18 protein-coding genes are annotated in these 25,262 nt (G+C 63.1%); 11 read left to right on the forward strand and 7 right to left on the reverse strand.

Features of this window, described 5'->3' with window-relative positions; translation table 11 throughout:
- Window positions 1–49: 49 nt before the first annotated feature.
- From rpoD to KY465_RS02080, 3 genes are all read right to left on the reverse strand, one after another.
- Window positions 50–2,095 carry an RNA polymerase sigma factor RpoD gene (gene rpoD / locus KY465_RS02070; RefSeq protein WP_219157924.1) on the reverse strand — a complete coding sequence of 682 codons (2,046 nt, stop codon included), beginning with the start codon at window positions 2,093–2,095 and terminating at the stop codon, window positions 50–52.
- A gap of 601 nt (window positions 2,096–2,696) precedes the next feature.
- A complete protein-coding gene (gene dnaG, locus KY465_RS02075; protein WP_219200735.1) occupies window positions 2,697–4,706 on the reverse strand; it encodes a DNA primase in 2,010 nt (669 codons plus the stop codon).
- A 203-nt stretch (window positions 4,707–4,909) separates the two neighbouring features.
- Window positions 4,910–5,362, reverse strand: coding sequence for a GatB/YqeY domain-containing protein (locus KY465_RS02080; protein WP_219157926.1), 453 nt, complete (start codon window positions 5,360–5,362; stop codon window positions 4,910–4,912).
- A 342-nt stretch (window positions 5,363–5,704) separates the two neighbouring features.
- On the opposite strand from KY465_RS02080, the gene carA reads away from it, so the two are divergent.
- Both carA and KY465_RS02090 read left to right on the forward strand, forming a co-directional pair.
- Window positions 5,705–6,901 carry a glutamine-hydrolyzing carbamoyl-phosphate synthase small subunit gene (gene carA / locus KY465_RS02085; protein WP_428982915.1) on the forward strand — a complete coding sequence of 399 codons (1,197 nt, stop codon included), beginning with the start codon at window positions 5,705–5,707 and terminating at the stop codon, window positions 6,899–6,901.
- A 113-nt stretch (window positions 6,902–7,014) separates the two neighbouring features.
- Complete coding sequence (locus KY465_RS02090; RefSeq protein WP_219200736.1) at window positions 7,015–8,367, forward strand: mechanosensitive ion channel family protein; 1,353 nt, start codon at window positions 7,015–7,017, stop codon at window positions 8,365–8,367.
- A 3-nt stretch (window positions 8,368–8,370) separates the two neighbouring features.
- On the opposite strand, the gene KY465_RS02095 is transcribed toward KY465_RS02090, so the two are convergent.
- From KY465_RS02095 to KY465_RS02105, 3 genes are all read right to left on the reverse strand, one after another.
- Window positions 8,371–9,762, reverse strand: a complete 1,392-nt coding sequence (locus KY465_RS02095; RefSeq protein ID WP_219157930.1) for an MATE family efflux transporter — start codon at window positions 9,760–9,762, stop codon at window positions 8,371–8,373.
- Between the two features lie 172 nt (window positions 9,763–9,934).
- Window positions 9,935–10,843 (reverse strand): KPN_02809 family neutral zinc metallopeptidase, encoded by a 909-nt coding sequence (ypfJ, locus tag KY465_RS02100; RefSeq protein WP_219157932.1) that lies wholly within the window; start codon window positions 10,841–10,843, stop codon window positions 9,935–9,937.
- A gap of 161 nt (window positions 10,844–11,004) precedes the next feature.
- The gene (locus tag KY465_RS02105; RefSeq protein ID WP_219157934.1) at window positions 11,005–12,183 is read right to left on the reverse strand and encodes an MFS transporter; all 1,179 of its coding nucleotides are present in this window, start codon (window positions 12,181–12,183) and stop codon (window positions 11,005–11,007) included.
- Window positions 12,184–12,297: 114 nt separating this feature from the next.
- On the opposite strand from KY465_RS02105, the gene KY465_RS02110 reads away from it, so the two are divergent.
- The 4 genes from KY465_RS02110 (at window position 12,298) to KY465_RS02125 (ending at window position 18,553) form a co-directional block, all read left to right on the forward strand.
- Window positions 12,298–12,669, forward strand: a complete 372-nt coding sequence (locus KY465_RS02110; protein ID WP_219157935.1) for an ArsR/SmtB family transcription factor — start codon at window positions 12,298–12,300, stop codon at window positions 12,667–12,669.
- A 183-nt stretch (window positions 12,670–12,852) separates the two neighbouring features.
- Entirely contained in the window at window positions 12,853–16,335 is a 3,483-nt protein-coding gene (gene carB, locus KY465_RS02115) for a carbamoyl-phosphate synthase large subunit (protein ID WP_219157943.1), read from the forward strand.
- Window positions 16,336–16,404: 69 nt separating this feature from the next.
- Complete coding sequence (locus KY465_RS02120; RefSeq protein ID WP_219157945.1) at window positions 16,405–17,727, forward strand: T6SS phospholipase effector Tle1-like catalytic domain-containing protein; 1,323 nt, start codon at window positions 16,405–16,407, stop codon at window positions 17,725–17,727.
- A 178-nt stretch (window positions 17,728–17,905) separates the two neighbouring features.
- The gene (locus KY465_RS02125) at window positions 17,906–18,553 is read left to right on the forward strand and encodes a DUF1236 domain-containing protein (protein WP_219157947.1); all 648 of its coding nucleotides are present in this window, start codon (window positions 17,906–17,908) and stop codon (window positions 18,551–18,553) included.
- A 160-nt stretch (window positions 18,554–18,713) separates the two neighbouring features.
- On the opposite strand, the gene KY465_RS02130 is transcribed toward KY465_RS02125, so the two are convergent.
- Window positions 18,714–19,262, reverse strand: coding sequence for an NADPH-dependent FMN reductase (locus KY465_RS02130; protein WP_219157949.1), 549 nt, complete (start codon window positions 19,260–19,262; stop codon window positions 18,714–18,716).
- 397 nt (window positions 19,263–19,659) lie between these two features.
- On the opposite strand from KY465_RS02130, the gene greA reads away from it, so the two are divergent.
- From greA to KY465_RS02155, 5 genes are all read left to right on the forward strand, one after another.
- Entirely contained in the window at window positions 19,660–20,136 is a 477-nt protein-coding gene (gene greA, locus KY465_RS02135; RefSeq protein ID WP_219157951.1) for a transcription elongation factor GreA, read from the forward strand.
- Window positions 20,137–20,265: 129 nt separating this feature from the next.
- Entirely contained in the window at window positions 20,266–21,327 is a 1,062-nt protein-coding gene (locus KY465_RS02140) for a glycosyltransferase family 4 protein (protein WP_255561388.1), read from the forward strand.
- Complete coding sequence (locus tag KY465_RS02145; RefSeq protein WP_219157953.1) at window positions 21,324–22,346, forward strand: glycosyltransferase family 4 protein; 1,023 nt, start codon at window positions 21,324–21,326, stop codon at window positions 22,344–22,346. The genes KY465_RS02140 and KY465_RS02145 overlap by 4 nt, the downstream gene beginning before the upstream one ends.
- A 49-nt stretch (window positions 22,347–22,395) precedes the next feature.
- Window positions 22,396–23,802, forward strand: a complete 1,407-nt coding sequence (locus KY465_RS02150; protein WP_219157955.1) for a glycosyltransferase — start codon at window positions 22,396–22,398, stop codon at window positions 23,800–23,802.
- Window positions 23,792–25,216 carry a glycosyltransferase gene (locus KY465_RS02155; RefSeq protein WP_219157958.1) on the forward strand — a complete coding sequence of 475 codons (1,425 nt, stop codon included), beginning with the start codon at window positions 23,792–23,794 and terminating at the stop codon, window positions 25,214–25,216. The genes KY465_RS02150 and KY465_RS02155 overlap by 11 nt, the downstream gene beginning before the upstream one ends.
- Window positions 25,217–25,262: the final 46 nt, after the last annotated feature.

Below are 25,262 nucleotides of genomic sequence, written 5' to 3' on the forward strand. Positions count from 1 at the left end.
AAGGTGCCACGGCAATGCGAGCCTGGAAACGCAGGGCATGGGGTAGGCCCTAGCTGTCGAGGAAGGACCGCAGCTTGCGCGAGCGGCTCGGATGCTTCAGCTTCCTGAGCGCCTTGGCTTCGATCTGCCGGATGCGCTCGCGCGTCACCGAGAATTGCTGACCAACCTCTTCCAGCGTGTGATCGGTGTTCATGCCGATGCCGAAGCGCATCCGCAACACCCGCTCCTCGCGCGGCGTCAGCGATGCCAGGACGCGCGTCGTGGTTTCGCGCAGATTGGCCTGGATCGCCGCATCGATCGGCAGCACGGCATTCTTGTCCTCGATGAAATCGCCCAGGTGCGAATCTTCCTCGTCGCCCACCGGCGTCTCGAGGCTGATCGGCTCCTTGGCGATCTTCAGAACCTTGCGCACCTTCTCGAGCGGCATCGCCAGTTTCTCGGCCAGCTCCTCCGGCGTCGGCTCGCGGCCGATTTCGTGCAGCATCTGCCGCGAGGTGCGCACGATCTTGTTGATCGTTTCGATCATGTGCACCGGAATGCGGATCGTCCGCGCCTGATCGGCGATCGAACGGGTGATCGCCTGCCGGATCCACCAGGTCGCATAGGTCGAGAACTTGTAGCCGCGGCGATACTCGAACTTGTCGACAGCCTTCATCAGGCCGATATTGCCTTCCTGGATCAGATCGAGGAACTGCAGGCCACGATTGGTGTATTTCTTGGCGATCGAGATCACCAGGCGCAGATTGGCCTCGACCATTTCCTTCTTGGCGATGCGCGCCTCGCGCTCGCCCTTCTGCACCATCTGCACGATACGGCGGAATTCGCCGATGGCGATCCCGGTTTCCTGCGCCAGGTTCTGGATCTCGGCGCGCAATTCGCGGATGGCACCCGATTCCGACTTGGAAAAGTCCTTCCAGCCGGAAGCCGACAGATTGGCGATCGACTTCATCCAGTTCGGGTCGAGTTCGGCGCCATAGTAATGCTGCAGGAAATCGTCACGCTTGACACCATAGCTTTCAGCCAGGCGCAACAGGCGGCCCTCGTTCTGCACCAGGCGCTTGTTGATGTCGTAAAGCTGTTCGACGAGGTTATCGATACGGTTCTGGTTCAGGGACAGTGACTTGACCGCAGTGATCAGCGTGTCCTTCAGTTCCTTGTAGCGGCGCTCCTGCGCTGGCGATAGCGTCCCCGATGCCTGCAGGCGCGCTTCGACCTGCTGATCCTGCAGCTTGCGCAGTTTCTTGTAGGTCTCGGCGATCAGGTCGAGTGTCTCCATCACCTGCGGGCGCAATTCGGCTTCCATGGCCGCCAGCGACAGGTTGGACTCGTCGTCCTCGTCGTCCTCGTCTTCGATATTGCCTTCCCCGCCGACATTGGTGACATCGTCGGAGGCGGCGCGCTCGCGGCGCACCTTTTCTTTTTCCTCGGCGGCCTTGCGGTCCGCTTCAATCTTTTCCGGGCTCTGAAACTGCGGCGCGGCCTTGGCTTCCGGACCGGAATAGGTGGTCTCCAGATCGATGATCTCGCGCAGAAGGGTCGCCCCTTCATTCAGTTCCTCGCGCCAGATGATGATCGCCTGGAAGGTCAGCGGGCTTTCACACAGCCCGGCGATCATCGTCTCGCGGCCGGCCTCGATGCGCTTGGCGATGGCGATTTCGCCTTCGCGCGACAAAAGCTCGACCGAGCCCATCTCGCGCAGATACATGCGCACCGGGTCGTCGGTCCGATCGGTCGGCTCTTTCTTCTTGGTGGTCGCAACGGCGGTGCCGGAGGCGGGCGCAACTTCGCCGCCCTCGCTCTGCTCGCCGCTCTCCTCGGTATCCGAATTGCTGTCCTCGGCGGCCTCGTCATCCTCGACGACGTTGATGCCCATATCCGACAGCATGGAGAGAATGTCTTCGATCTGTTCGGAAGTGACCTCCTCGGACGGCAGGACGGAGTTCAACTCGTCCATCGTCACGTAACCTCGCTTCTTCGAGGTCTTGATCATCTTCTTGACGGAATCGTCGGACAGATCGAGCAAGGGACCGTCAGAACCGCCTTCGCGTTCGTTCTCGGTCTCTTCCGCTGCCGCTTCTTTAACCTTGCTTGCCATTCGCAGTCACTTCCCGCTGTTATCTCGGCGACCCGCTTTACCGGGCCATCGCCTGCACCGCATGCGGGCAGACCGAATCATTCCCGCCATTTGTGCAGTCATGACCCCTAATTCCCTGTTAACCATGCGCCGGCCATTTTCACCGGCGACATCCCTCGCCTGCATTGTTCCCTTGGACTGCGGCTTATCAACTTCGGCCCGCACCGGGCCCGTTCACCTGCGCCAGAACGCATCCGGCCCGCATCCGTTCAGCGGCCTCCTTGCGACGCGGGCCTATGAAACCCGAGCAATTCGCGGTGACTGATGCCGTGTGGCAGAGCAGCAGACCTGTGACCGGAACACGCTATTTCCCTGCCGAAAGGTGATTCCCACAAAAAAACCATCCGTCAAGTTTTATCGGCTGATTCCAGCCACAAATGCCGAATCAACCGCATTTTCCCGCAAGCCGACAGCTCGCGAGCGGCAATAGCCTGCATGCAGATGTAGGTATGCGAACGTCGACTGCAAGGGGCGATACGGGCCCGCAAAGTGATTCTTTTCAGCAATTTGGGCCATCGGCCGCATTGCCACCCTGCCGGTTTCACTCCATTGCGGTCGGGGCTCAACTGCCGCGCGTCCGTCCCGACGACACACCAAAGCCGTCGATGATCGCCTCCTGATGTTCGAGCCGCTGCAACTCCGTCTGCACGGCGCCGAGCGCGCGCAGCAGTCGGGTCACCGTTTCGTCATCGCCGCTTTCGGTGGCCGCTGCGATCTCGCTTTCCAGCTCGCTGCGCTGCCATTTCAAGGCACGCGTGCGCTGATGCAGCGCCAGCGCCTGGCGATAGGCTTCGCGCGCATCCTCGGGTGCCGCCTCCTCGGTGGCGGTCCAGATGCGCGCATTGCGCACCTGCGCCGACAGCCGCGCCACCACGTCGCCAAGCTGCCGCGCCTCCAGCGCCGCAGCGACAGTCTCGCGATCGGGACGGCTTTCCTCGGCCACCGTGTCGAGCACCGTGCGCCAGGCCAGCATCAGGGATTTATCGTCGAACTCCAGGGTCGAAAGCTCGTCGAAATCATCGAGCAGCATTTGCGGATGATTGATCACCGTCATCACCAGCACCGCCTCGCGCAGGGACGGCATTGCCCGCCCGCCGCGCACCAGACCCGATTGCGCCAGCTTGTCCGAGATACCGACGCGCAAGGCGCTGCCAGGTCTTCCAGACCATCCCTCCTGCCCGTAGCTTCGGCCCGCCCCCGAGCGGCCTCTTCCCTGCGACTGCCCGCTCGCTGACGCTCCGCGAGGTCCCCCCGCGCCCCCGGAGCGCTGGCGTCCGTTGAACGAGCCGCCGCCGAAAAATGCCTGCATGCGTTCGCGCATATCCTGCTGGTAGTGGCGCCTGACGCTTTCGTCGCTGATCGTCGCGACAATCTGTTTGAGCCGCGCTTCCAGTTCCGCCCGTGCTTCCGGCGTCTCGAACACACCACCCCCGGCTTCGCGGGCCCACAGCGTGTCCGCCAGCGGGCGGGCATTGCCGACAACCGCATCAAAGGCGGCGCGCCCCTCCTCGCGCACCAGATCGTCCGGATCTTTGCCGGGCGGCAGCACCGCAAAGCGAATGGAGCGGCCCGGCCCGATTAGCGGCAGCGCCAGATCAGCCACGCGGCTTGCCGCCCGCTGGCCGGCCTCGTCGCCATCGAAACACAGCACCGGGGCCGGCGTGATGCGCCACATCAGTTGCAACTGGTTCTCTGTCAGAGCCGTGCCGAGCGGCGCCACCGCCGTTTCGATCCCCGCCTGGTGCAGCGCGATGACATCCATGTAGCCTTCGACGGCGATCAGCGTTCCGTCCTTCCCCAGGGCCCGCCGCGCCGCTGCGAGATTGAACAGCACGTTGCCCTTGTGAAACAGCTCGGTTTCGTTGGAATTGAGATATTTCGCCGGCACCCCGGGCGACAGTGCCCGTCCGCCAAAGGCGATGACCCGCTCCCGCGCCGACAGGATGGGAAACATGATGCGGTCGCGGAAACGATCGTAGGAGACGGCGATCTCCGGCCCGTGCACGACCAGGCCGCAGGCTTCGATCTGCCCCTTGTCGACCCCTTCCCCGGCAAGATGCTCCTTCAGGCCGTTGCGGCTGTCCGGCGCATAGCCGAGGCGAAATTTCGCGATCGTCCGCCCCGACAGGCCGCGATCACGCAGATAGGCGCGCGCCTTTGCGCCCTCAGCCGATTGCAGCATCGTCTCGTAGTGACGCGCCGCCATTTCCATCACGTCCTCGAGGCTGGCGCGCGTGCGCTGGCGCCGCGCCGCTTCCGGGTCGGGCGCCGGCAACGGCACGCCGGCCATGTCCGCCATGCGCTCCACGGCCTCGGGAAATGACAGGCTTTCAAGTTCGCTGAGAAAACGGAAATGATCGCCGCTGACGCCGCAGCCGAAGCAATGGTAACGCCCCTTGCGGTCCTCGCAGTGAAAGCTCGGTGATTTCTCGCCGTGAAACGGACAGCACGCCCAGTAATCACCGCGCGCCGCATTGGTTTTCTTGCGGTCCCACGTCACATGTCGCCCGATCACGTCGGAGATCGCCACGCGCTCGCGAAGATCATCGAGAAAAGACGGCGAGAACCGCACTGTCACCTGCCTCCCTCTGATCGGCGTCGACCAGGCGCCCGCAAGAAACTTGAGACGCTTCCGTTACAGGCCTTTTTCGGCAGCGGCAACATTACACCTTGAAGCGCGGCTCCGGCAGGTGGGCAACGGCGCGACGAAACCGCTTAGCCCGGATCCGGCCGGTCGCATGCCCGGACCAGACCGCTTCCGGGATGGTCTTCCACCTAGCGCAGCAAACCCTTCACCACGCTGGAAGCCTTGCCGAAATCCATCTGACCCGGATAGCGCTCCTTCAGCACATTCATGCATTTGCCCATGTCGCGCAGCCCGTGCGCACCGGTTTCGCTGACCACCGACGCGCACAGTTCGCGCATCTCGTCCTCCGGCACCTGGGCCGGGAGAAACTCCTTGATCACGGTGATTTCCTCGCGCTCCTGCTGCGCCAGTTCGAGCCGCGCATTTTCCTCGTAGATCTTCGCTGAATCCTCGCGCTGCTTGATCATCTTGATCAGGATGCCAAGAATCTCCTCATCGCTGACCGGATCCTTGCCCTGGCCACGATTGGCAATGTCGCGGTCCTTGATCGCCGCCTGGATCAAGCGCAACGTCGCCATCCGCAGCGTGTCTTTGGCCCGGATAGCGTCCTTCAGCTTTTCTGAGAACTGGTCGCGCAGCATGAAATTACTCCAGAAGTCGGCGAGCAGGATCAGCGATCACATCGCAATCCCTGCCGGCAAGGCAGCCCGCCCGGCGTCGACACGGCATCATGCCGGTGTGCGACGAAATTGAACATGGTTGTTTCGGGTCGGCTCATTGACCGCACAAACCGCATTGATTATGTCTCGGCTCTGCATGGAATGGCCATGCGGACGTCCCAGCGGACCGGCCAGATCGCTGGCCCGGCTCCAGTCGGGACCCGATCCTGAACCCGCCAATAGATGGCACGAGCTCCGGTGCAATTCAAGGCCCGCCACACGGGCCGGCAGCGGTGCGCACGAATCTGGAGCCGAAAGGGCTGAATGATGAGCGAACCCTGGAGCACACACAAACCCACCGCCGTTCTCGTCTTCGCAGACGGCACGGTCATCGAAGGCACGGGCGCCGGAGCCAGCGGCGCGGTGGTGGCAGAACTGTGTTTCAACACGGCCCTGACGGGCTACGAGGAAATCCTCACCGATCCGTCCTATCTCGGCCAGATCGTCACATTCACTTTTCCTCATATCGGCAATATCGGCGCCAATGACGAGGACATTGAAGATCTGGCGCCGGACGCCCGGCGCGGCGCTGTTGGCGCCATCTTCAAGGCGGACATCACCAACCCCTCCAATTACCGCTCGGCCGGCCATTTCAACGCCTGGCTGGAGGCCCGCGGCATTATTGCGATGACCGGCATCGATACACGCGCGCTGACCGCGTGGATCCGCGAGAATGGCATGGCCAACGCCGTCATCGCGCACCAGCCCGATGGCCAGTTTGATCTTGAGGATCTGCGTCGCCAGGCCGCGTCCTGGAGCGGCCTCGAAGGGCGTGATCTGGCGATCGAGGCGAGCCTGCAGCAGCCGGCAGCATGGACCCAGACCCCGTGGGTATGGCAGAGCGGCTTCGGTGATGGCGGCTCCCATAGCGCCCACATCGTCGCCATTGATTATGGCGTCAAGCGCAACATCCTGCGGCTGTTCGCCGGTCTCGACTGCAAGGTGACCGTGGTGCCGGCAAAGACCTCCGCCGAGGACATCCTCGCCCTGCAGCCGGATGGCATCTTCCTGTCCAACGGCCCCGGCGATCCGGCCGCCACCGGTGAATATGCCGTTCCGGTCATCCGCAAATTGATCGACAGCGGCATCCCGGTCTTCGGCATCTGCCTCGGACACCAGATCCTCGCCCTTGCGCTCGGCGGTCGCACCACCAAGATGCATCAGGGCCACCACGGCGCCAACCATCCGGTCAAGGATCACACCACCGGCAAGGTCGAGATCGTCTCGATGAACCACGGTTTTGCGGTGACCTCAGACAGCCTGCCCGAGGGTGTCGAGGAAACTCATGTGTCGCTGTTTGATGGCAGCAATTGCGGCTTGCGGCTGGTCGGCAAGCCGGTGTTTTCCGTGCAGCATCACCCGGAAGCCTCGCCAGGCCCGCAGGACAGCCACTACCTCTTCCGACGGTTCATCAACATGGTGCGCGAGAAAAGCGGCGCGCCGGCTCTCGCCGAACGCTAGGCGTCACCTGGGGCAGAACTCGGCCCGGGATTGCAGCCAGAGCGGCGCACGCCATGGCCCGGCCTTGGTAAGCAATTGTTTTCTTTCCTGCGGCAAGCGCTATCATGCTGGTCATGGGAGAGATCGATCTTGCCTATCTGCTAGCCGAAAGCCGCGGCGCAGGCACCGCGCTGTGGGCCTATCTTTCCGAACGCTGGACGCTGTATCAGTTGGCGATCCTGATCGGTGCATTTGCCGTGGCCTGGCTGATTTCCTTGAAAATGGAGCCGGCGCTCGAGGCACGGGCGCGCAACATCAAGGGCAATCCCGGCCTGTTGCGGGTCATCATCGCCTTTATGCGGCGCACCGAATGGGTGCTTTTTATCCTGTTCATCGCCCTGGCGCGTGAAATCCTGCTGCAGACCACATGGCCGAGCCGCAGCTATCTGATCTCGCTCGCCTTGCTGCTGGCGCTGACCTGGCTCGGCGCCTCGGTGCTGACCCGCATCATCCACAACCGCGTTCTGGCGCGGTTCCTGGCGCTCGCGCTGTTCATCTACATCGCCACCGACATCCTTGGCGTTCGCCGGCGCCTGAGTGCCGTCCTCGACGATCTCGCCATCAATCTCGGCGATTTTCGCCTCTCCATGCTGTTTGTCATCAAGGCGGTCGCCGTGGTGGCAATCCTGCTCTGGCTGGCCAATCTCGCAGGACGCTTTCTCGAAACCCGGCTGTCCCAGACGAAGGACCTTTCGCCGTCCTTTCAGGCGCTGGCCGGCAAGGTTCTGCGCATCACCCTGACTGTCGCCGCCGGCCTCGTGGCGCTCAACCTGATCGGCGTCGACCTGACGACGCTGACCGTGTTTTCAGGCGCCATCGGCGTCGGCCTCGGTTTCGGCCTGCAGAAGGTGGTGTCGAACTTCATTTCGGGTGTCATCATACTTGCCGACAAGTCGATCAAGCCTGGCGACAATATCGAGCTCGGCGACACATTTGGCTGGATCCGCGAGTTGCGCTCGCGCTTTGTCTCCGTTGTCACCCGCGACGGACGCGAATTCCTTATCCCGAACGAGGATTTCATCACGCAGCAGGTCGTCAACTGGTCTTTCTCCGACAAGAACATCCGTCTGGATGTCGATTTCGGCGTGTCCTATGACAGCAACCCGCACGATGTCTCGCGCATCGCCATTGCCGCCACCGAAAGTGTCAAGCGCGTCCTCTCACGCCCCAAGCCGGTCTGCTGGATGACCGATTTCGGCGCGTCTTCGCTCGACTTCAAACTGCGCTTCTGGATCGAGGATCCCGAAGCCGGCCTGACCAATATCCGTGGGCAGGTTCTGCTTGCGCTCTGGGATGCCTTTCAGGACGCCGGTATTGCCATCCCCTTCCCGCATCGCGAGGTCCTCATGCGCACGCCCGTCGAGATCGTCACCCGCAAGGCCTCGCCTGAGCCGACGCCCGGTTCCGCCCGCGAGCCGGAAGACTGAACATCATGTGAAGGAGAGCTGCCGCACCCTTGCAAAGAACCGGCCATTGAGCAGCACCGCAGCGATCGCAAGCCCGATCGCAAGGCCGCTCCAGATACCGACCCCGCCATAGCCGGCCACGATTCCAAGCAGGTAGGCGGTCGGCATGCCGATGCCCCAGTAGCTCAGCACCGCCATCGCCAGCGGTGTCTTGGTGTCTTTCAATCCGCGCAGCAGGCCGGCGCCGGTGACCTGCATCGAATCGAAAAACTGGAAACCCGCCGCAACGGTCAGCAGCGGCACGGCCGTTGCCAGCACCAGGGCCGCTTCCGGATTGCCAGAATCGAGAAACAGTCCGATCAGCGGTTCCGGCACAAGAAAGAACATCAGCGCCGCCAGAATGGCGATCACGCCAGCAACGCCGATCGAAGCGATGGCCGCGCGCGACAGGAGATCGCCATCGCGCCGCCCGATCGCCTGCCCGATGCGGACCGTGGCCGCGCCCGAAAGCCCGAGCGGAACCATGAACGACATGGAGATCAGTTGCATGGCGATCCCATGCGCGGCCAGCGGCACCGTGCCCAGCCAGCCCATCATCACCGCCGTGGCAAAGAACAGGCTGGTCTCGGCAACGATCGTCAGCGCGATCGGCAGTCCGAGCCACAAGACTTCGAAGAACGCCGCCCAGTCCGGCCGCCACAGCCGTGCGAACAGGTCATAGGAGGCAAACAGTTCATGCCGGATGATCCAGCCGATCAGCACCAGGAGGATCAGCGTTGCCGAAATCAGAGAGGCGATGGCGGCGCCTTCGACCCCGAGTTCCGGCGCCCCCAGGCGCCCGAAAATGAACATGTAGTTGAACAGCGCATTGCTCAGCGTGCCGACCAGTGTCGCCCAGAGGATGATCTGCGTGCGCGACACCGCCGAATAGAAAGCGCGCAGCGCCAGCGTTCCGAGCGCCGGAAACAGGCCCCATTGCGCGATGCGCATGTAATCCCCGGCGAGTTGCGCCAAGTCCGGCTCCTGACCCAGCCACAACAGGATCGTCTCGATGTGCCATAGCATCGGCATGACGGCCAGTCCGAACAGGGCCGTCACCCACAGGCCCATGCGCACCGAGCGCCGCACCCCCTGGATGTCGCCCCGCCCTTCGGCCTGCGAGGCGATCGGAATGATCGCATGCGCAAAACCGCTGCCAAACATGAAGGTCAATAGAAACGCCTGTGTTCCGAGAACGCCGGCCGCCAGATCGTCGGTGCCGTACCAGCCAAGCATGATGACGTCGGTCATGTTGATCGCCATCTGCGCCAGTTGCGCCCCGGCCAGTGGCAGACCGAGCATCAGGGTGATTCGCACATGCTGAGCCCAGCTCATGCGCGGCTTGACCGCTCCCCCTGCACCAATCGGGCTGTCCATCACTTCCCCCCTCGTCTTGCGCCCGCAGTACACGTCCCGCCAACGCCAAAAGCGCCCGTCACGGTTTCCCGCAACTGGCGCTTTGTCAAAGTCTAGCTGATCGATCCGCCTCACGCCAGTACTGCCAGTCGCCGGCGAGCAGCTAAGGCGCCCGGCCCGAAAGCCTTGGCAATCAGACGGGATTGTTGAACGTATCGCAATCGGCCATGCGGCCACTTTCGAAACCGCGCGAGAACCAGGCCTTGCGCTGCTCCGAGGTGCCGTGATTGAAACTTTCCGGCACGACATAGCCCTGGCTGCGCCGCTGCAGCGTATCGTCTCCGATCTGCTGTGCCGCATTCAGCGCCTCGGCCAGATCTCCCTGCTCGAGAAGTCCCTTCTGCGCCGTGTAGTAACCCCATATCCCGGCAAAGCAATCAGCCTGCAACTCGACGCGCACCGACATGCGGTTTTCTTCTGTCTCACTCATTGAGCGGCGCATTTCGTTGAATTTCGGCAGGACGCCTATGATGTTCTGCACGTGATGGCCGACCTCATGCGCCAGCACATAGGCCTGCGCGAAATCGCCCGAAGCCCCGAAGCGCTGCGCCAGTTCGTTGTAGAAGCTCAAATCGATATAGACCTTCCGGTCCGATGGGCAGTAGAACGGTCCCGATGCGGCGCTGGCAAAGCCGCAGGCCGATTGCACCTGTCCGGAAAACAGCACGAGCGTCGGCTCCGGATAGTCGGCGCCCTCACTTTTCATGATGCCGTTCCAGACATCCTCGGTCTCCGCCAGCACCGTCGCGACGAATTGCTTCATCTCGTCATTGCGGCCACTGGAAATCTGCGGGCTGGTGGGCGCCACACCACCGCCCCCGAGCAATTGCATCGGGTTGATGCCGAGCGCCCACAGCACCACGGCGGCGATGATCAGAAACAGGATGCTGCCGCCTCCGCCCCGGCCGATGCCGCCGCCCCGGCCCGGCAATCGCAGCCCGCCGCCGCGCGGCAGACGCAGCCCGCCACGCCGAAATGGGCTCCCGCCGGCTCCACGCCGATCCTCGACATTGCGGCTTTGCCGGCGCCCTCTCCACTTCATATCTCTGCTCCGCTCCTGATGGGGTGGCGCGATCCTAACGTCATCGGCGCCGAGTGCCAGTCCTATAATGTTTCGCGCGTGGACTGCGTTGCACGCTTCAGCTCTCGCTCGGATCAACGGCCTTTAGAGCCTCCACGATGAGGCCGCTTAGTGCCAGGACATTAAAGCCGCACCGGCGCAAGGCCCGGAACAGGTCTGCGCTCCGTGACCACCAGCACGAGCGCCAGTCCCGCCAGCACTGCCGCCACCAGCCCGAGGACAGCGATCGGCGCACTATCCAGCACCCGGCCGCCCAGAAATGTCCCCGTCGCGATCGCCAGATAGGTTATCGACATCTGCAGCGCCAGCGACAGATGCGCCGCTTCCGGAGCCGCGGTCACGACACGAGTGGTTTGCGCCGGCGAATAGGCCCAGCCGATCAGCCCCCAGAGAAACAGGAGCACCAGCAGGACCGGCTGCGCCACCCGCGGCGGAAGAAAGGCGACAACCATCGCCAGTGCCAGCGCCACGCCGATGCTCAACGCCAGCGCAGCGATCACCACCCGCCGCGCTCCGATCCGGTCGGCGACCCGGCCGCTGATGATATTACCGGAAATCGAGCCGATGCCGTAGGCCAGCAGGACAAACGGCAGAACGTCGGGCGCGAAATGCACACCTTCGATCGCGATCGGCCCGATATACACCACCACCGCAAAGGCACCGCTGACCGTGCAGAAGGTGGTCGAAAGCAGCCGCGCGATCCCCGGCCGCCGCACCACCGCCAGCCGTTCTCTCAGCGGCACCCGCGCGCCATGCAGGGTTTTTGGCAGTTGCAGCCACAGAATGATCAGACAGGACAGCGCCATCGCGGCGATGGCCGCAAACGCCATGCGCCAGCCGAGAAGATGCGCCACCAGCGAGCCGAGTGGCGCTCCGACGGCGACGGCGAGCGTCGTGCCGGCGACCACGATGGAAATTGCCGCCGCGCGCCGCTGCGGCGCTGACAACGTCACGGCAACGGCCAGACCGGTGGCGGAAAAAAGCCCGGCCGCCATGCCGGTGACGATCTGCGCCAGGACCAGCATGACGATCGTCGTGCTGACCGCTGTCAGCACTGTCCCGGCGATGAACAGAGCGAGCGCCGCAGCCAGGACATGCCGCCGGTTGAACCGTCCGCCCAGCGCCGTCATCACCGGCGTCAGCACCGCATAGGCCGTGGCGTAGGCGGTGGCCAGATAGCCGGCCTGCGACACGCTCACCCCGATGTCGCTGGCAATCAGCGGCAACAGACCGGCAAAAACGAAGGCGATGGTGCTGACGGCAAACGCCCCGAGGCCGATCACGGAAATACGACGGTCCAAGCTATGTGCTTTCTTTGTTCAATATCCATTGAACGTTAGGCAGCGCCTCCAACCGTGTCAACATCGGCCCCGATCGCCTCTTGAACGCCCCTGAAATGCCCGTATTCTGCCGGCATGAAATATCATCCGCCGGAAGACGAAATCGAATTGCCGACTGTCATGGCGACGCTCGGCGACCCGACGCGTCTGGCGATTCTCGGCCTGCTTGCCACCTGTCGGACGCAATCGCTCACCTGCGGCGATTTCGTGCATCTCAGTTCCAAATCCAACCTGACCTATCATCTCGGCCGGATGCGCGAGGCCGGGATCATCCGCATCGAACCGATAGGCACGTCGAAGCGGGTGACCATCCGCCGCAGCGCGCTCGACAGACGTTTCCCAGGTTTTCTCGATGCGGTGCTGCGCGCCGCTGGCGACCCGGCGGGCCGACCGGGCGCCCGCCGGATGGTTGGCGCTGCGAACCACAGCAACGCAGCACGGCACTGAGCCGGGTGCGCACCTTGCCGGAATATGCCCAGAAGGCAGTGAAAATCCCGCCTGCGGCCATTTCCGGGGTTCCATCAAGGCCGGCTTGCCCCTATAAGCCCGGCTTAGCCTGACACCCCCGGCCTCGACCTGCGCGGCTTCTTCCGTGTGGTTGCGCGTGGCCGCACGACGGATGATTTTCCCATGCCCAAACGCACAGACATCAAGTCGATCCTGATCATCGGGGCCGGCCCGATCGTGATCGGCCAGGCCTGCGAGTTCGACTACTCAGGCACCCAGGCCTGCAAGGCGCTGAAGGAAGAGGGTTACCGGGTCATCCTGGTTAATTCCAACCCCGCGACGATCATGACCGATCCGGGCCTTGCCGATGCCACCTACATCGAGCCGATCACGCCCGAAGTCGTCGCCAAGATCATCGCCAAGGAGCGGCCCGACGCCCTGCTGCCGACCATGGGCGGCCAGACAGCCCTCAACACTGCGCTGTCGCTGCGCCGCATGGGCGTTCTCGAGCGCTACAATGTCGAGATGATCGGCGCCCAGCCCGATGCCATCGACATGGCCGAGGATCGCTCGCTGTTCCGCGAGGCGATGGCGCGCATCGGACTTGAAACGCCAAAATCATTCCTTGCCAATGCCACCGAGATCAAGGAGGCCGACCGGCGCACCCATGAGGCCGAGCGTGCCAAACTGCGCGAAACCGAATCCGGCGAGGCGCTCAACAAGGCGCTCGACGCCCTTGAGAACCAGTGGAACCTTGGCGAGGGCGATCGCAAGCAGCGCTACATGGACCACGCCATGGCGCTGGCCGCGCGCGCCATCGATGAAGTCGGACTGCCGGCCATTATCCGCCCGTCCTTCACCCTCGGCGGCACCGGCGGCGGCATCGCCTACAATCGCTCCGAATTCTTCGACATCATCGAGCGCGGCCTGGACGCCTCGCCGACCACCGAGGTGCTGATCGAGGAAAGTGTTCTCGGCTGGAAGGAATACGAGATGGAGGTTGTCCGCGATCGCGCCGACAACTGCATCATCATCTGCTCGATCGAGAATGTCGATCCGATGGGCGTCCACACCGGCGATTCGATCACCGTCGCGCCCGCCCTGACGCTGACCGACAAGGAATACCAGATCATGCGCAACGCCTCGATCGCGGTGTTGCGTGAGATCGGGGTTGAGACCGGCGGCTCGAATGTGCAATTCGCCGTCGATCCGAAGACGGGCCGCCTTGTCGTCATCGAGATGAACCCGCGCGTCTCGCGCTCTTCGGCGCTCGCCTCCAAGGCCACCGGCTTTCCGATTGCCAAGGTCGCCGCCAAGCTGGCCGTCGGCTACACCCTCGATGAGCTCGACAATGACATCACCGGCGGCGCCACACCCGCCTCCTTCGAGCCGTCGATCGACTATGTCGTCACCAAGATCCCGCGTTTCGCCTTCGAGAAATTTCCCGGCGCCGATCCGGTGCTGACCACCGCCATGAAATCGGTCGGCGAGGTTATGGCGATCGGGCGCACCTTTGCCGAATCCCTGCAAAAGGCCCTGCGCGGACTTGAGACCGGCCTGACCGGCCTTGATGAGATCGAGATCCCCGGCATCGGCGAAGGCGATGATTCCAACGCCATCAAGGCGGCCATCGGCACGCCGACTCCGGACCGGCTGCGCATGGTCGCCCAGGCCATGCGGCTCGGCATGCCGCTTGCCGAGATTCATTCCATTTGCCGGATCGATCCGTGGTTTCTCGAGCAGATCGACCAGATCCTCACTCTTGAAGCGCGGCTGCGCGAGCACGGCCTGCCGCAGGATGCCGATAATCTGCGTCGTGTAAAAGCCAGCGGCTTTTCCGATCAGCGACTGGCCAGCCTGACCGGCCAGTCCCTGGCCGCGATCGCCGCCAGGCGCGCCGAACTTGGCGTGCATCCGGTCTACAAGCGCATCGACACCTGCGCCGCTGAATTCGCGTCGCCCACCGCATATATGTATTCAACCTATGAAGTGCCCTTTCTCGGCGCACCCGCCGATGAGGCCGAGGTCTCCGACCGGCGCAAGGTGGTCATTCTCGGCGGCGGCCCGAACCGCATCGGTCAGGGCATCGAGTTCGACTATTGCTGCTGCCACGCCGCCTTCGCCCTGAAGGATGCCGGCTTTGAAGCGATCATGATCAATTGCAATCCGGAAACGGTCTCGACCGATTACGACACTTCCGACCGTTTGTATTTCGAGCCGCTGACCGCCGAGGACGTGCTCGAGATCTTGCGGGTCGAACAGGCGAAGGGTGAACTGGTCGGGGTGATCGTGCAGTTCGGCGGCCAGACCCCGCTCAAGCTCGCCGATGCACTGGAACGCGCCGGCATCCCGATCCTGGGAACGGCCCCCGACGCCATCGACCTTGCCGAGGACCGCGACCGATTCCAGAAGCTTCTGATGCGGCTCGATCTCACCCAGCCAAAAAACGGCATTGCCCACTCGGTCGAACAGGCCCGCCTCGTAGCCGCCGAAATCGGCTTCCCGCTGGTCGTGCGGCCGTCTTACGTGCTTGGCGGCCGCGCCATGCAGATCATCCGCGATGAGACCGGCCTGTCCAACTACTTGCTCGGAACGGTGCCCGAACTGGTGCCCGAGGATATCAAGGCGCGCTACCCGAACGACAAGACCGGTCAGATCAACACCCTGCTCGGCTCCAATCCTCTTCTGTTCGACAGCTATCTCGCCAACGCCACCGAAGTCGATGTTGACTGTCTGTGCGACGGCGAGACGGTGCATGTCGCAGGCATCATGGAGCACATCGAGGAAGCGGGCATTCACTCCGGCGATTCGGCCTGTTCGCTGCCTGCTCACAGCCTGTCTGCGGAGATGGTCACACGCCTTGAAGAGCAGACCATCGCCATGGCGCGCGCCCTTCGTGTTGGTGGCCTGATGAACGTTCAGTTCGCCATCAAGGACGATGTCATCTACGTGCTCGAAGTCAATCCGCGCGCCTCGCGCACCGTGCCCTTTGTCGCCAAGACCGTCGGCGCGCCGATTGCCAAGGTGGCCGCCCGCGTCATGGCCGGCGAAAAACTCGCACCGGCCTTTGCCGCCTATGGCGACACGCCCGACCACCGCACCCTCAACCACATCGCCGTCAAGGAAGCCGTGTTCCCGTTCGCCAAGTTTCCGGGCGTCGATACGCTGCTCGGTCCCGAAATGCGCTCGACCGGCGAGGTGATGGGTCTCGACACACAGTACGATCTGGCGTTTGCCAAGAGCCAGCTCGGCGCCGGTGTCGACCTGCCGCGCTCCGGCACCGTTTTCGTCTCCGTCAAGGACGAGGACAAGGAGCGCGTGTTGGCCACCGTCCGGCTCCTCGCCGACGACGGCTTCGGTCTGATGGCAACGCGCGGCACGGCCCGCTTTCTTGCCGAGAAAGGCTTTGCCGTCGAAACGGTCAACAAGGTGCTTGAAGGCCGCCCGCACATCGAGGACGCGATCCGCAATCGTCAGGTGCAACTGGTCATCAACACCACCGAGGGCGCCAAGACGATTTCCGACTCCAAATCCCTGCGCCGCGCCGCACTGATGCAGAAAGTGCCCTACTACACCACCCTCGCGGGCGCCCATTCCGCCGCCTTGGCGATCGCAGCACTGAAAGCCGGAAATCTCGAGGTCCGACCGTTGCAGGATTACTTCTGAGACCTACCAAAGGTTGCAGGCCGTGAGGCGTTCCTCTAGCATGACACCGCCGTGCGCGGAGGAATTGTCGTGCCCAGAAATATTGTCATCCTGCTGGATGGCACGTCCAACCAGATTTCCGGTGACCGCACCAATGTGCTCAGACTCTATGGCAGCCTCGAGCGCTCCGCCCGCCAGGTGGTGTTCTACGAACCGGGCGTTGGCAGCTTTGGTCTTTCCGGCTGGTGGCGGCGATGGCAATCGAAGGCGCGGATCGTTCTGGGATTGGCGAACGGTGCCGGCATCGGTGACATTGTCGAGCGGGCATATCGGTTTCTCGTCGAAAACTGGCAGCCGGATGATCGCATCTACCTCATCGGGTTCTCCCGCGGTGCCTATACGGCGCGGTTGCTGGCCGGGTTTTTGCGCATCTTCGGTCTGATCCGGCCCGAGCAGCTCAATCTCTTGCGCTATGCGTGGCGCGCTTATGTCCGGCTCGGCCAGCCGGAAAGCCAGACTTTTTCCACCGAAATCAGCCACTATCAGAAAGTTCTGCGCGGGCGTGCGGTGCGCATTGAATTTCTCGGGTTGTGGGACACGGTCGCCTCCATCTTCGATCACACGGCCTCGTTTCCCTGGCTGACGACAACCCAAAAGGCTTACACCAATCGCAACGAGCGGGTTCGTAGGGTCCGTCATGCGCTGGCGATCGACGAGCGACGGACCTATTTCCAGCCGTCGCTCTGGGAGCCCGGGCAGCATTTCGAGGCGTGGTCGCCTCAACAACGCCGCTACACCCGGGTGCCTCAGGATTTTGAAGAGGTCTGGTTCACTGGCTGTCACACGGATATCGGCGGCGGCAACCCCGAAGCCGAGAGCGGCCTCGCGAAAATTCCGCTTGAGTGGCTGTATCGCGAGGCCAGCGCCGCGGGAATTCTGGGCCGTGAAGCCGTCTTTGAGCGGCTGGCGCTCGGGGAACCGGTGCCCGACCGGACCGGCAGCCACTCTGCCACCGAGGACACGGAGGTGGAGGCATCGCCGGAAGCTGAGAGCGTGGCGCTCGACGTCGCCGCTAACCGCCCGCACAAGGCCTATACGCCTCCTGATCCTCTCGCCGCCATCAACAATTCGATGAACTTCGCTTGGGCGACCGTCGAGTTCCTGCCCCGCAAGATCCCGAAAACGGCGCTTCGCCGCCGGCCCAGGCTGGGGCACTTTTATGTGCCTCTGTTCGATCACCGCCGTATTCCCGAAGGTGCCAAACTGCATGAGGTGGTACGTCTCAGGCTTGAAAACTGTCCCGATTACCGGCCCGTCAACCTGCCCCGGGACTACGAATTCGTTTCGACCCGGCCCCCGGCCGCAGGGAGCGCAACGACGCCCGAGCCTGCGGCGAGACCATCAAGAACCTGACTCGCTTCCGTGAGCCGAAATCCACCCGCAAGGCCAAGACTGAGCGATCGCGGAGATGCCAGCAGATTGTGACGAATGTGTTATTCCCGCGACCATTTCGTGACGCGCGGAACTTGCGCAATCCGGCGCCGTTGTGTGTTCCGCTAGGTAATTTTCACAACGAGATGGAGACATTCTGATGACTTCTATCAAGACCCTTCTGAGCGCCTCGGCGCTGTCCCTGATCGCCGTTCCGGCTTTCGCCGCCATGTCGGTAACCGCCACCACCGATCTCAACGTTCGGGCCGGACCAGGCCCGCAGCACCCGGTCGAGACCGTGATCGGCGTCGATCAACAGGCCACCTTGAACGGTTGCCTGGAAGATTCGAAATGGTGCCAGGTCACCGTCAATGGCCAGACCGGCTGGGCCTACTCCGATTACCTGACCACCGATATGTCGGGTGAACGCGTTGTGGTCTACGAACAGCGCCAGCAAATTGGCGTCCCGACCGTCACCTATGAATCGAGCGGCGGCGCCGTTGCCGGCGGTGCCAGCGGTGCTGTTGCGGGTGCGCTCATTGGCGGCCCCATCGGCGCTGCAGTCGGCGGCGCGGCCGGCGCGGTGATCGGCGCCAGCATTTCGCCGAGCGCCACGACAACCACCTACGTCGAAAGCAATCCGGTCGACCCGGTCTATCTCGAAGGTGAAGTGGTCGTCGGCGCCCAGCTGCCGCCGGAAGTTCAGCTCTACGAGGTTCCGCAGGCTGAATACCGCTACGTCTACGTCAACGGTCAGCGCGTTCTGGTCCAGCCGGACAATCGTCAGATCGTCTACGTCTACCGCTAAGACGCCGGCACAGCTGGCACGCGAAACGGAAAAGCCCCGCCACCAGGCGGGGCTTTTTCTTGCCTGAACAACAAACCAGGGATTTATCCTGCGGAGATTTGCTCGGGGGCCCGAAAGCAGACGGGCGGGCGGTCCGCGCCAGCTCTTTTCAGCCAGCTCCTTAGTTTTTGGATTGCCCGATGAACGCGTCAAAGGCGTTGATCCAGCTCGCGAGGAATTCGCGCGTGCCCTCATTCGTGACCTGCAAATCGTCATCGATCAGGCCCTGCTTGAATTGCAGATAGAGTTCCGGCTGGCCCATCACCTTCAGATCGACATGCACGAGCACCGAGCGCAGCAAGGCCTGCGCTGCCGCCGTGCCGATCGCTCCCGGCGATGTACCGGCGATCGCCGCCGGTTTCTTGGTCCAGGCGCTTTCCCGAGGCGGCCGTGACCCCCAGGCGATCGCATTGCCGATGATCGGCGAATAGGTGCGGTTATATTCCGGCGTCACCACCAGAATCCCGTCTGCGGCCTCGATCTGTGATTTGAAGCGGGTGACAGTCTCCGGCGGCTGCTCCCACAGATCGTTGTCATAGTGCGGCAGGGCGCCAAGATCGGCAAACGTGAAGCTCATCTTGTCACCGGCAATCTTTTCGAGAGCGCCGGCCAGTTTGCGATTGTACGATCCCGCGCGCAGCGAGCCGACGAGAACCAGAATCTTGTGCATGGAGATATCCTTGTTTCAATTGGTCACTGTGACCCAATTGGTGACCGGTGACGCGATGGCAAGCCGGCACTTTCGGGCGAGCCCATTACCTTAATGAAACCAAGAGGGACGAGACTGAAGCCCTGGGGGGCGGCTCCCCGTCGGCTTTGCATGGCTCGATGTGCCCCGAAATGCGCTAGGACAACCTGCGGCGTCAGGAGGCCCGACGCCTATCACGGGGCGTTTCGCCGCATTGCGCAAATTTTCAGTGAAGTACCTTGCTAAATTTGCTATGGCGGTCGTCAAAGTGTTGAGAACGGCTCCGGGGTGACCGCTTCGCGAGCCGTTCATCTTTTGCGCCCGATCGACAGGCGACCGCGCCATCTGGCGCCGTGAAAGATTGAGAAGGATTGACGACATGGTGGAAAAAGTGCCGATGACCAAGGCCGGTTTTGCCAAATTGCAGGAAGAACTCCGCTGGCGTCAGCAGGAAGAGCGGCCGCGCATCATCGAGGCGATCTCCGAGGCCCGGGCGCATGGCGACCTCTCCGAAAATGCCGAATATCATGCGGCTAAGGAAGCGCAGAGCCTGAATGAGGGCCGCATCGGCGAGTTGGAAGACGTCGTCAATCGCGCCGAACTGATCGATCCGGCCAAGCTTTCCGGTGACACGGTCAAGTTCGGTGCCACCATCCGTCTGGTCGACGAGGACACCGACGAGGAAAAGATCTACCAGATCGTTGGCGATCAGGAGGCCGACGTCAAATCCGGACGCATCTCCATATCCTCGCCAATTTCACGTGCGCTGATCGGCAAGGCAACTGGCGATTCTGTCGAAGTTGTCGCGCCTGGCGGCTCGAAGGCCTACGAAATCCTGGAGATCACCTGGCGCTGACAGCGCTGCTATCGATCGGCGCTCATGAGACGCCAGACCGCGCGAGAAAATGGGGTACCGGTCATCCGGCACGGCACCCCGCCGCATGAAAAGGCTGACGCAGTTCACGCGCTGCCGGACGGGAGAGCGATGACGGATCGCATCGAGATGGCGGAGATCGAGGTCATCGCTCCGAATTTCAAGAAGCGGCTGTCCGGAGTGACCTCGGTCATCATCCAGATCGTTCCCGAGCAACGCCGGCTCGGCACCGTGGTGTGCGCTCTCGGCCCGGGTCTGCCGCCGCACGTTCCGAAATTGCGGCTCAGGGATCTGCCGCGTCTGCTCAGCCGCCCGCGCAGGCGGCCGGTACGCGTCTGGCACGCCCGCCGCAACACCGAGATGCTGGCCGGTCTCGTCCTCCGCCAGGTTCTGCGCGCGCCCGTCAAGCTGGTCTTCACCTCCGCCGCACAAAGATCCCATACCGCCTATACGCGTTGGCTGATGCGCCACATGGATGCGATTGTCACCACCAGCTCACGCTCCGCCTCCTTTCTTTCGCTTCCGCATCGGATCGTCCCCCACGGCATCGACCTCGAGCGTTTTCATCCGCCCTCGGAGGAAGAGCGCGACTGGAGCTCCAGTGGACTGCCGGGCACCCATGGCATTGGATGTTTCGGCCGAATCCGCCCCCAGAAGGGCACGGATCTGTTTGTTGATGCGATGATCGAACTGCTGCCGCACCATCCGGAGTGGACGGCGGCGATCTTCGGACGTGTGACCTCCGATCATCGCCGTTTCGCCGAAACACTGCAGCACAGGATCGACGCCGCCGGTCTGGCCGAGCGCATTGTGTTCATGGGCGAGGTGCCGGACATCAAGCCGTGGTACCGGCGCATCAGCGTCTGTGTCGCCCCGTCGCGCAATGAAGGCTTCGGCCTGACGCCGCTCGAAGCGATGGCGTCGCAGACCGCCGTGGTCGCCAGCGACGCGGGCGCCTACCGGGACCTGGTTGCCGAAGGCGAAACCGGCTTCGTCGTCGGCGCCGGAGACGGGGCTGCGCTGACCGCGGCCATTTCCACCTATCTGCGGGCGCCGGACCTGGCAGCAAGACATGCCGAGGCTGGCCTCCGGCGGGCCCGTGAGCACTACGCCCTGGAACGCGAAGTGCAAGCCCTTGCAGAGGTCTACGAGCACTTGTGGAGCGGCGCATGAGAACGGCGCTTGTCATCGCCCGCGACAATGCATACGGCCTCAGCCGCGATGCCCGGATCGTCGCCACCGCCTTGCGTCAGGCCGATTACTCGGTCGATATCCGCACGCCGCGCGGCCACTGGCTCGAGCGCTGGAAAACGCGACAGGACGCGGTTGACTGCGTCATCCATCTCGAACGCGTGTTTCCCGCATGGACCCGCTCCGGCGCCTTCAACCTCCTGATTCCCAACCAGGAGCGCTATCCGGCCCGCCACATCCCGCGACTGCGCCAGGTCGATCTCGTCCTCGCCAAGAGCAATCACGCCGCGCAGATATTTGCCGGTCTGGGAAAGCCCTCGGTCAATGCCGGCTTCGCTTCCGCGGACCGCCTGGATGCCTCGATCGAAAAGAACTGGCGGCGCTTCTTTCACCTTGCCGGCGGCAGCACCGTCAAGGGCACCGAGGATCTGCTGAAGCTCTGGGCCCGCCATCCCGAATGGCCCGAGCTGGTCATCGTGCAGAAAGCGGCCAATGCTCCGAAATCGGTCCCTGACAATGTCCGCATTGAGGCCGGCTACATCGACGACGAGGCGCTGAGGCAGTTGCAGAATGCCTGCGGTATCCATCTCTGCCCATCCCGTTCCGAAGGGTGGGGCCACTATATCCTCGAGGCGATGTCCTGCGGCAGCGTCGTGGTGACCACCGATGGCGCGCCGATGAATGAGCTCGTCAACGCTGATTGCGGGCATCTCGTGCCGGTCGAAAAGACGGCCGCACGACACCTTGGCATTGATTATCACGTCAATATCGCGGCCCTGGAAGCGACGATACTGCGCCTGCTCGAGGCGCCGGAGATTCAGATGCGGGAAACGGGCGCCGTCGCCATGCGCCGTTTTGCCGAGATTTGCGACGCATTTCCGAGGGCTCTCGCCAGCAGCCTGGATGCATTGTTTGCCACCGGGGCATCCGCCGGATCGCTGCCGACCGCGGTCTTCGGTCAGGCCACGGGAAAACCTTTGCAAGACAGCGGGTCACATTGACAACCCCGTCGCCAAGCGCTTCAACAACCCTGTTTTTCGAGGGGCTTCGATGAAACGGTGCATATATCTCGACGTGACGGGACTCATTGCGTGGGGACCGGCGCCGCCGACAGGCATTCAGCGGGTGGAACGCAGCCTGCTGCATGCGGCTGCCGACTATCCCGATGTCCGGCCCGCCTACGTGACCAGAAAACCGCCTCGGCTTGTGCCGCTCGGACCCTCGGCCCTGAGCCAGCTGCGCGGACTGCTCGCTCCGCGGCCGGACGCCATATCCCTGAATGATCGTCTTGGGCAGTTATGGCAGTACTACATTCTCAATCGACCCGTCATCCGCAATGAGACGGCGCGTGAACTCGCCAGGATCGCCCTTGCCAGCAACCAGCAAAAGGGAACCGCCTATCAGACGCTCAAAGCCGTCTTCCGATTTCTTCTGCTGATCGATAAGGCGCTGCAGATGCTGCTTGCCCTCCTCCCCTTTCGCGCCGCGGCGGCGAGGTCGGAAGAGGATGGCGTGGCGCTGCTGTGCTTCGAGACGGCCCGCCGCACCGGCGGCGATATCCGCCTGCCGCCGGCGGTGCGTCCAGCCTTCCTCATCTATGATCTCATGCCGGTCCGCCAACCCGAGTTGAGCATGGGGCACCGCACGGAAATGATGGGCCATCTGCTCCGGCGCGTGATCGCCCGTTCGGACATCCTCATAACGATTTCCCAGACTGTGCGTGCCGATCTCGAAGATTTCGAGAAAAATGCGTGTGATGCTCCGTCCAGACGCCGGGCCAAGGCCATTCAACTCGGTTCCTCCGCGGTCAACCACGACGCGGCCACCACGCCGATCGCCGAACTGGAAAACAAGCGGTTCGCCCTGTTCTGCTCTTCCATCGAGACCAAGAAGAGCCACCATGTGCTTGTTGCCGCCTGGGAGCAACTGATTGCAGAGCTCGGTCCGGAAGCGGTTCCATATCTGGCCTTCATCGGTCGGCGTGACACGGCCTATGAACGCCTGACAAAAGCCCTGGACGAGAACCCCGCAGCCCGGCGCCGGACCGTGCTGCTGCACGATGTCGACGATTCGGGCCTTAGATGGGCGTATCGCAATGCCGCTCTCGGCCTCTTTGCCTCGAGCTTCGAGGGTTGGGGCCTCGGGGTTTCGGAAAGCCTGGCCTATGGGCTCCCGGTCATCCACTCGCCACATCCGGCATTGCGCGAAGCAGCACAGGATCTGATGCCCTGCCCGGCTGAGGATACGCCTGAGTGCTGGGCTGACACGCTCCGGCCTTATCTCAGGGATCCGGAGCGCATCGCCGTCCTGAAGGCGCGGATCGCGCAAGACTACAGACCACGCGCACCGGACGAGTTCGCACGCCAGCTGTTTGACCATCTTCGCACCGTGTCCCTAACACCGGATGCTGATGAAAAGCCGCCCGTCTCGGCAGGGATGCGATCCGATGCCGATTGACGATGTCAATGCGACGCCCACGCAAGCCGGCGACACAGCCACGGACATGCCCGCCATCTTCCTGGATGTGTCCGGCATTCTGCAATGGGGACATCAGCCCCCCACCGGCATTCAGCGGGTCGAGATTGCGATCGCCAGGCAGGCCGCGGAGCGTGCCGATATCACTTTGGTTTCCTATGACCGACTGAAAGGCCGGTACCACACGCTGACCCCCGCGCACCGGAGCTATCTCGACAGCATCCTGGAAGGCAGCCGGCTCAATCAGATTGCGGAGCTGCGCGCCGGGCAGCTTCCCTCCCAACTCGGTCTGCAGCTGCAATTCCGCGGCAAGGAGCTGGGCCGGCAGATCGCCCAGAAATATATCGGCGCCAGCACCCGCGGTGGGCTGCACTACACTGCGGTCAAGACCGCGATCCGCCTTTATGGCCGTCTGTATGCGCTGTCTCACCGGCTTGCCGGCAAGGCGCACGGGCCAGCGCCCGCCAGCTCCGAAGGACCACGGGCTATCCTCATTTCCCATGAATTTGCCCGCAATGACGCGGCGCGCCGCGCTGCCGTTCATCTGGGCGCACAGCCGGTCTATCTGGTGTACGACATCATCCCAATTCGCCAGCCGCAGTTCGTCTCGGCGCGCTTTGCCGCCACGATGGACGCCTTCATCAATCGCTGGCTGGCAACCGATGATCCGATGCTGACCATTTCTCAGGCCGTCAAGACCGACATTGTCGCCCTGAGCAGAGACCGCGGCCATGAGAATGTCGCGCACCGCATTCAGGTCTGCCCGCTCGGCAGTTCACTGGCCGCCTCCGACGCGGCATCGCGACCGATCGAGATCCTGCTAAACCGCCGTTTTGCTCTTTATTGCTCCAGTCTCACGCCGCACAAGCGACAGGATGTGCTGGTCGACGCCTGGATCCGCCTGAACCGGCTTCTGCCGGCGGAGGATCTTCCCGACCTCGTTCTGATCGGGCGCGCCGGCAAGATAATGCCGAAGATCGATTCTTTGCTCGACGGCGCACCGGAGACCAGATCGAAGGTGCACGTCCTCACCGATATTCAGGATGACCAGCTCGCCTGGGCCTACCGCAACGCCAGCCTCGGCCTGTTTGCCAGCGTCAATGAAGGCTGGGGTCTCGGCGTGTCGGAGAGTCTGGCCTATGGTCTGCCGATCGTCCATTCCGCGGCGCCATCCCTGCGTGAAGCCTCCCAGGGACTGATGCCGGTGGTGGAAGGCGAGACGGCGGACGCCTGGGTCGAGATGCTCAAGCCGCTCTTTTTGCATCCCGAGCGCATCGCCGCCTTGCGCGAGACGATAAAAGCGCAATACCAGCCGGGCACGCCCGGAGATTTCGCCCGCGACGTGCTGAGCGCCGTCGCCAGCCATGCAGGGCCTCGCCCGGCTGACCAGATCTGAAAAACGCGAAATTGTCCTGCACCGACACCTCGTCGGGTGACGCATC

Source organism: Neohoeflea coraliihabitans (genome assembly GCF_019334345.1).
Lineage (GTDB): Bacteria > Pseudomonadota > Alphaproteobacteria > Rhizobiales > Rhizobiaceae > Pseudohoeflea > Pseudohoeflea coraliihabitans.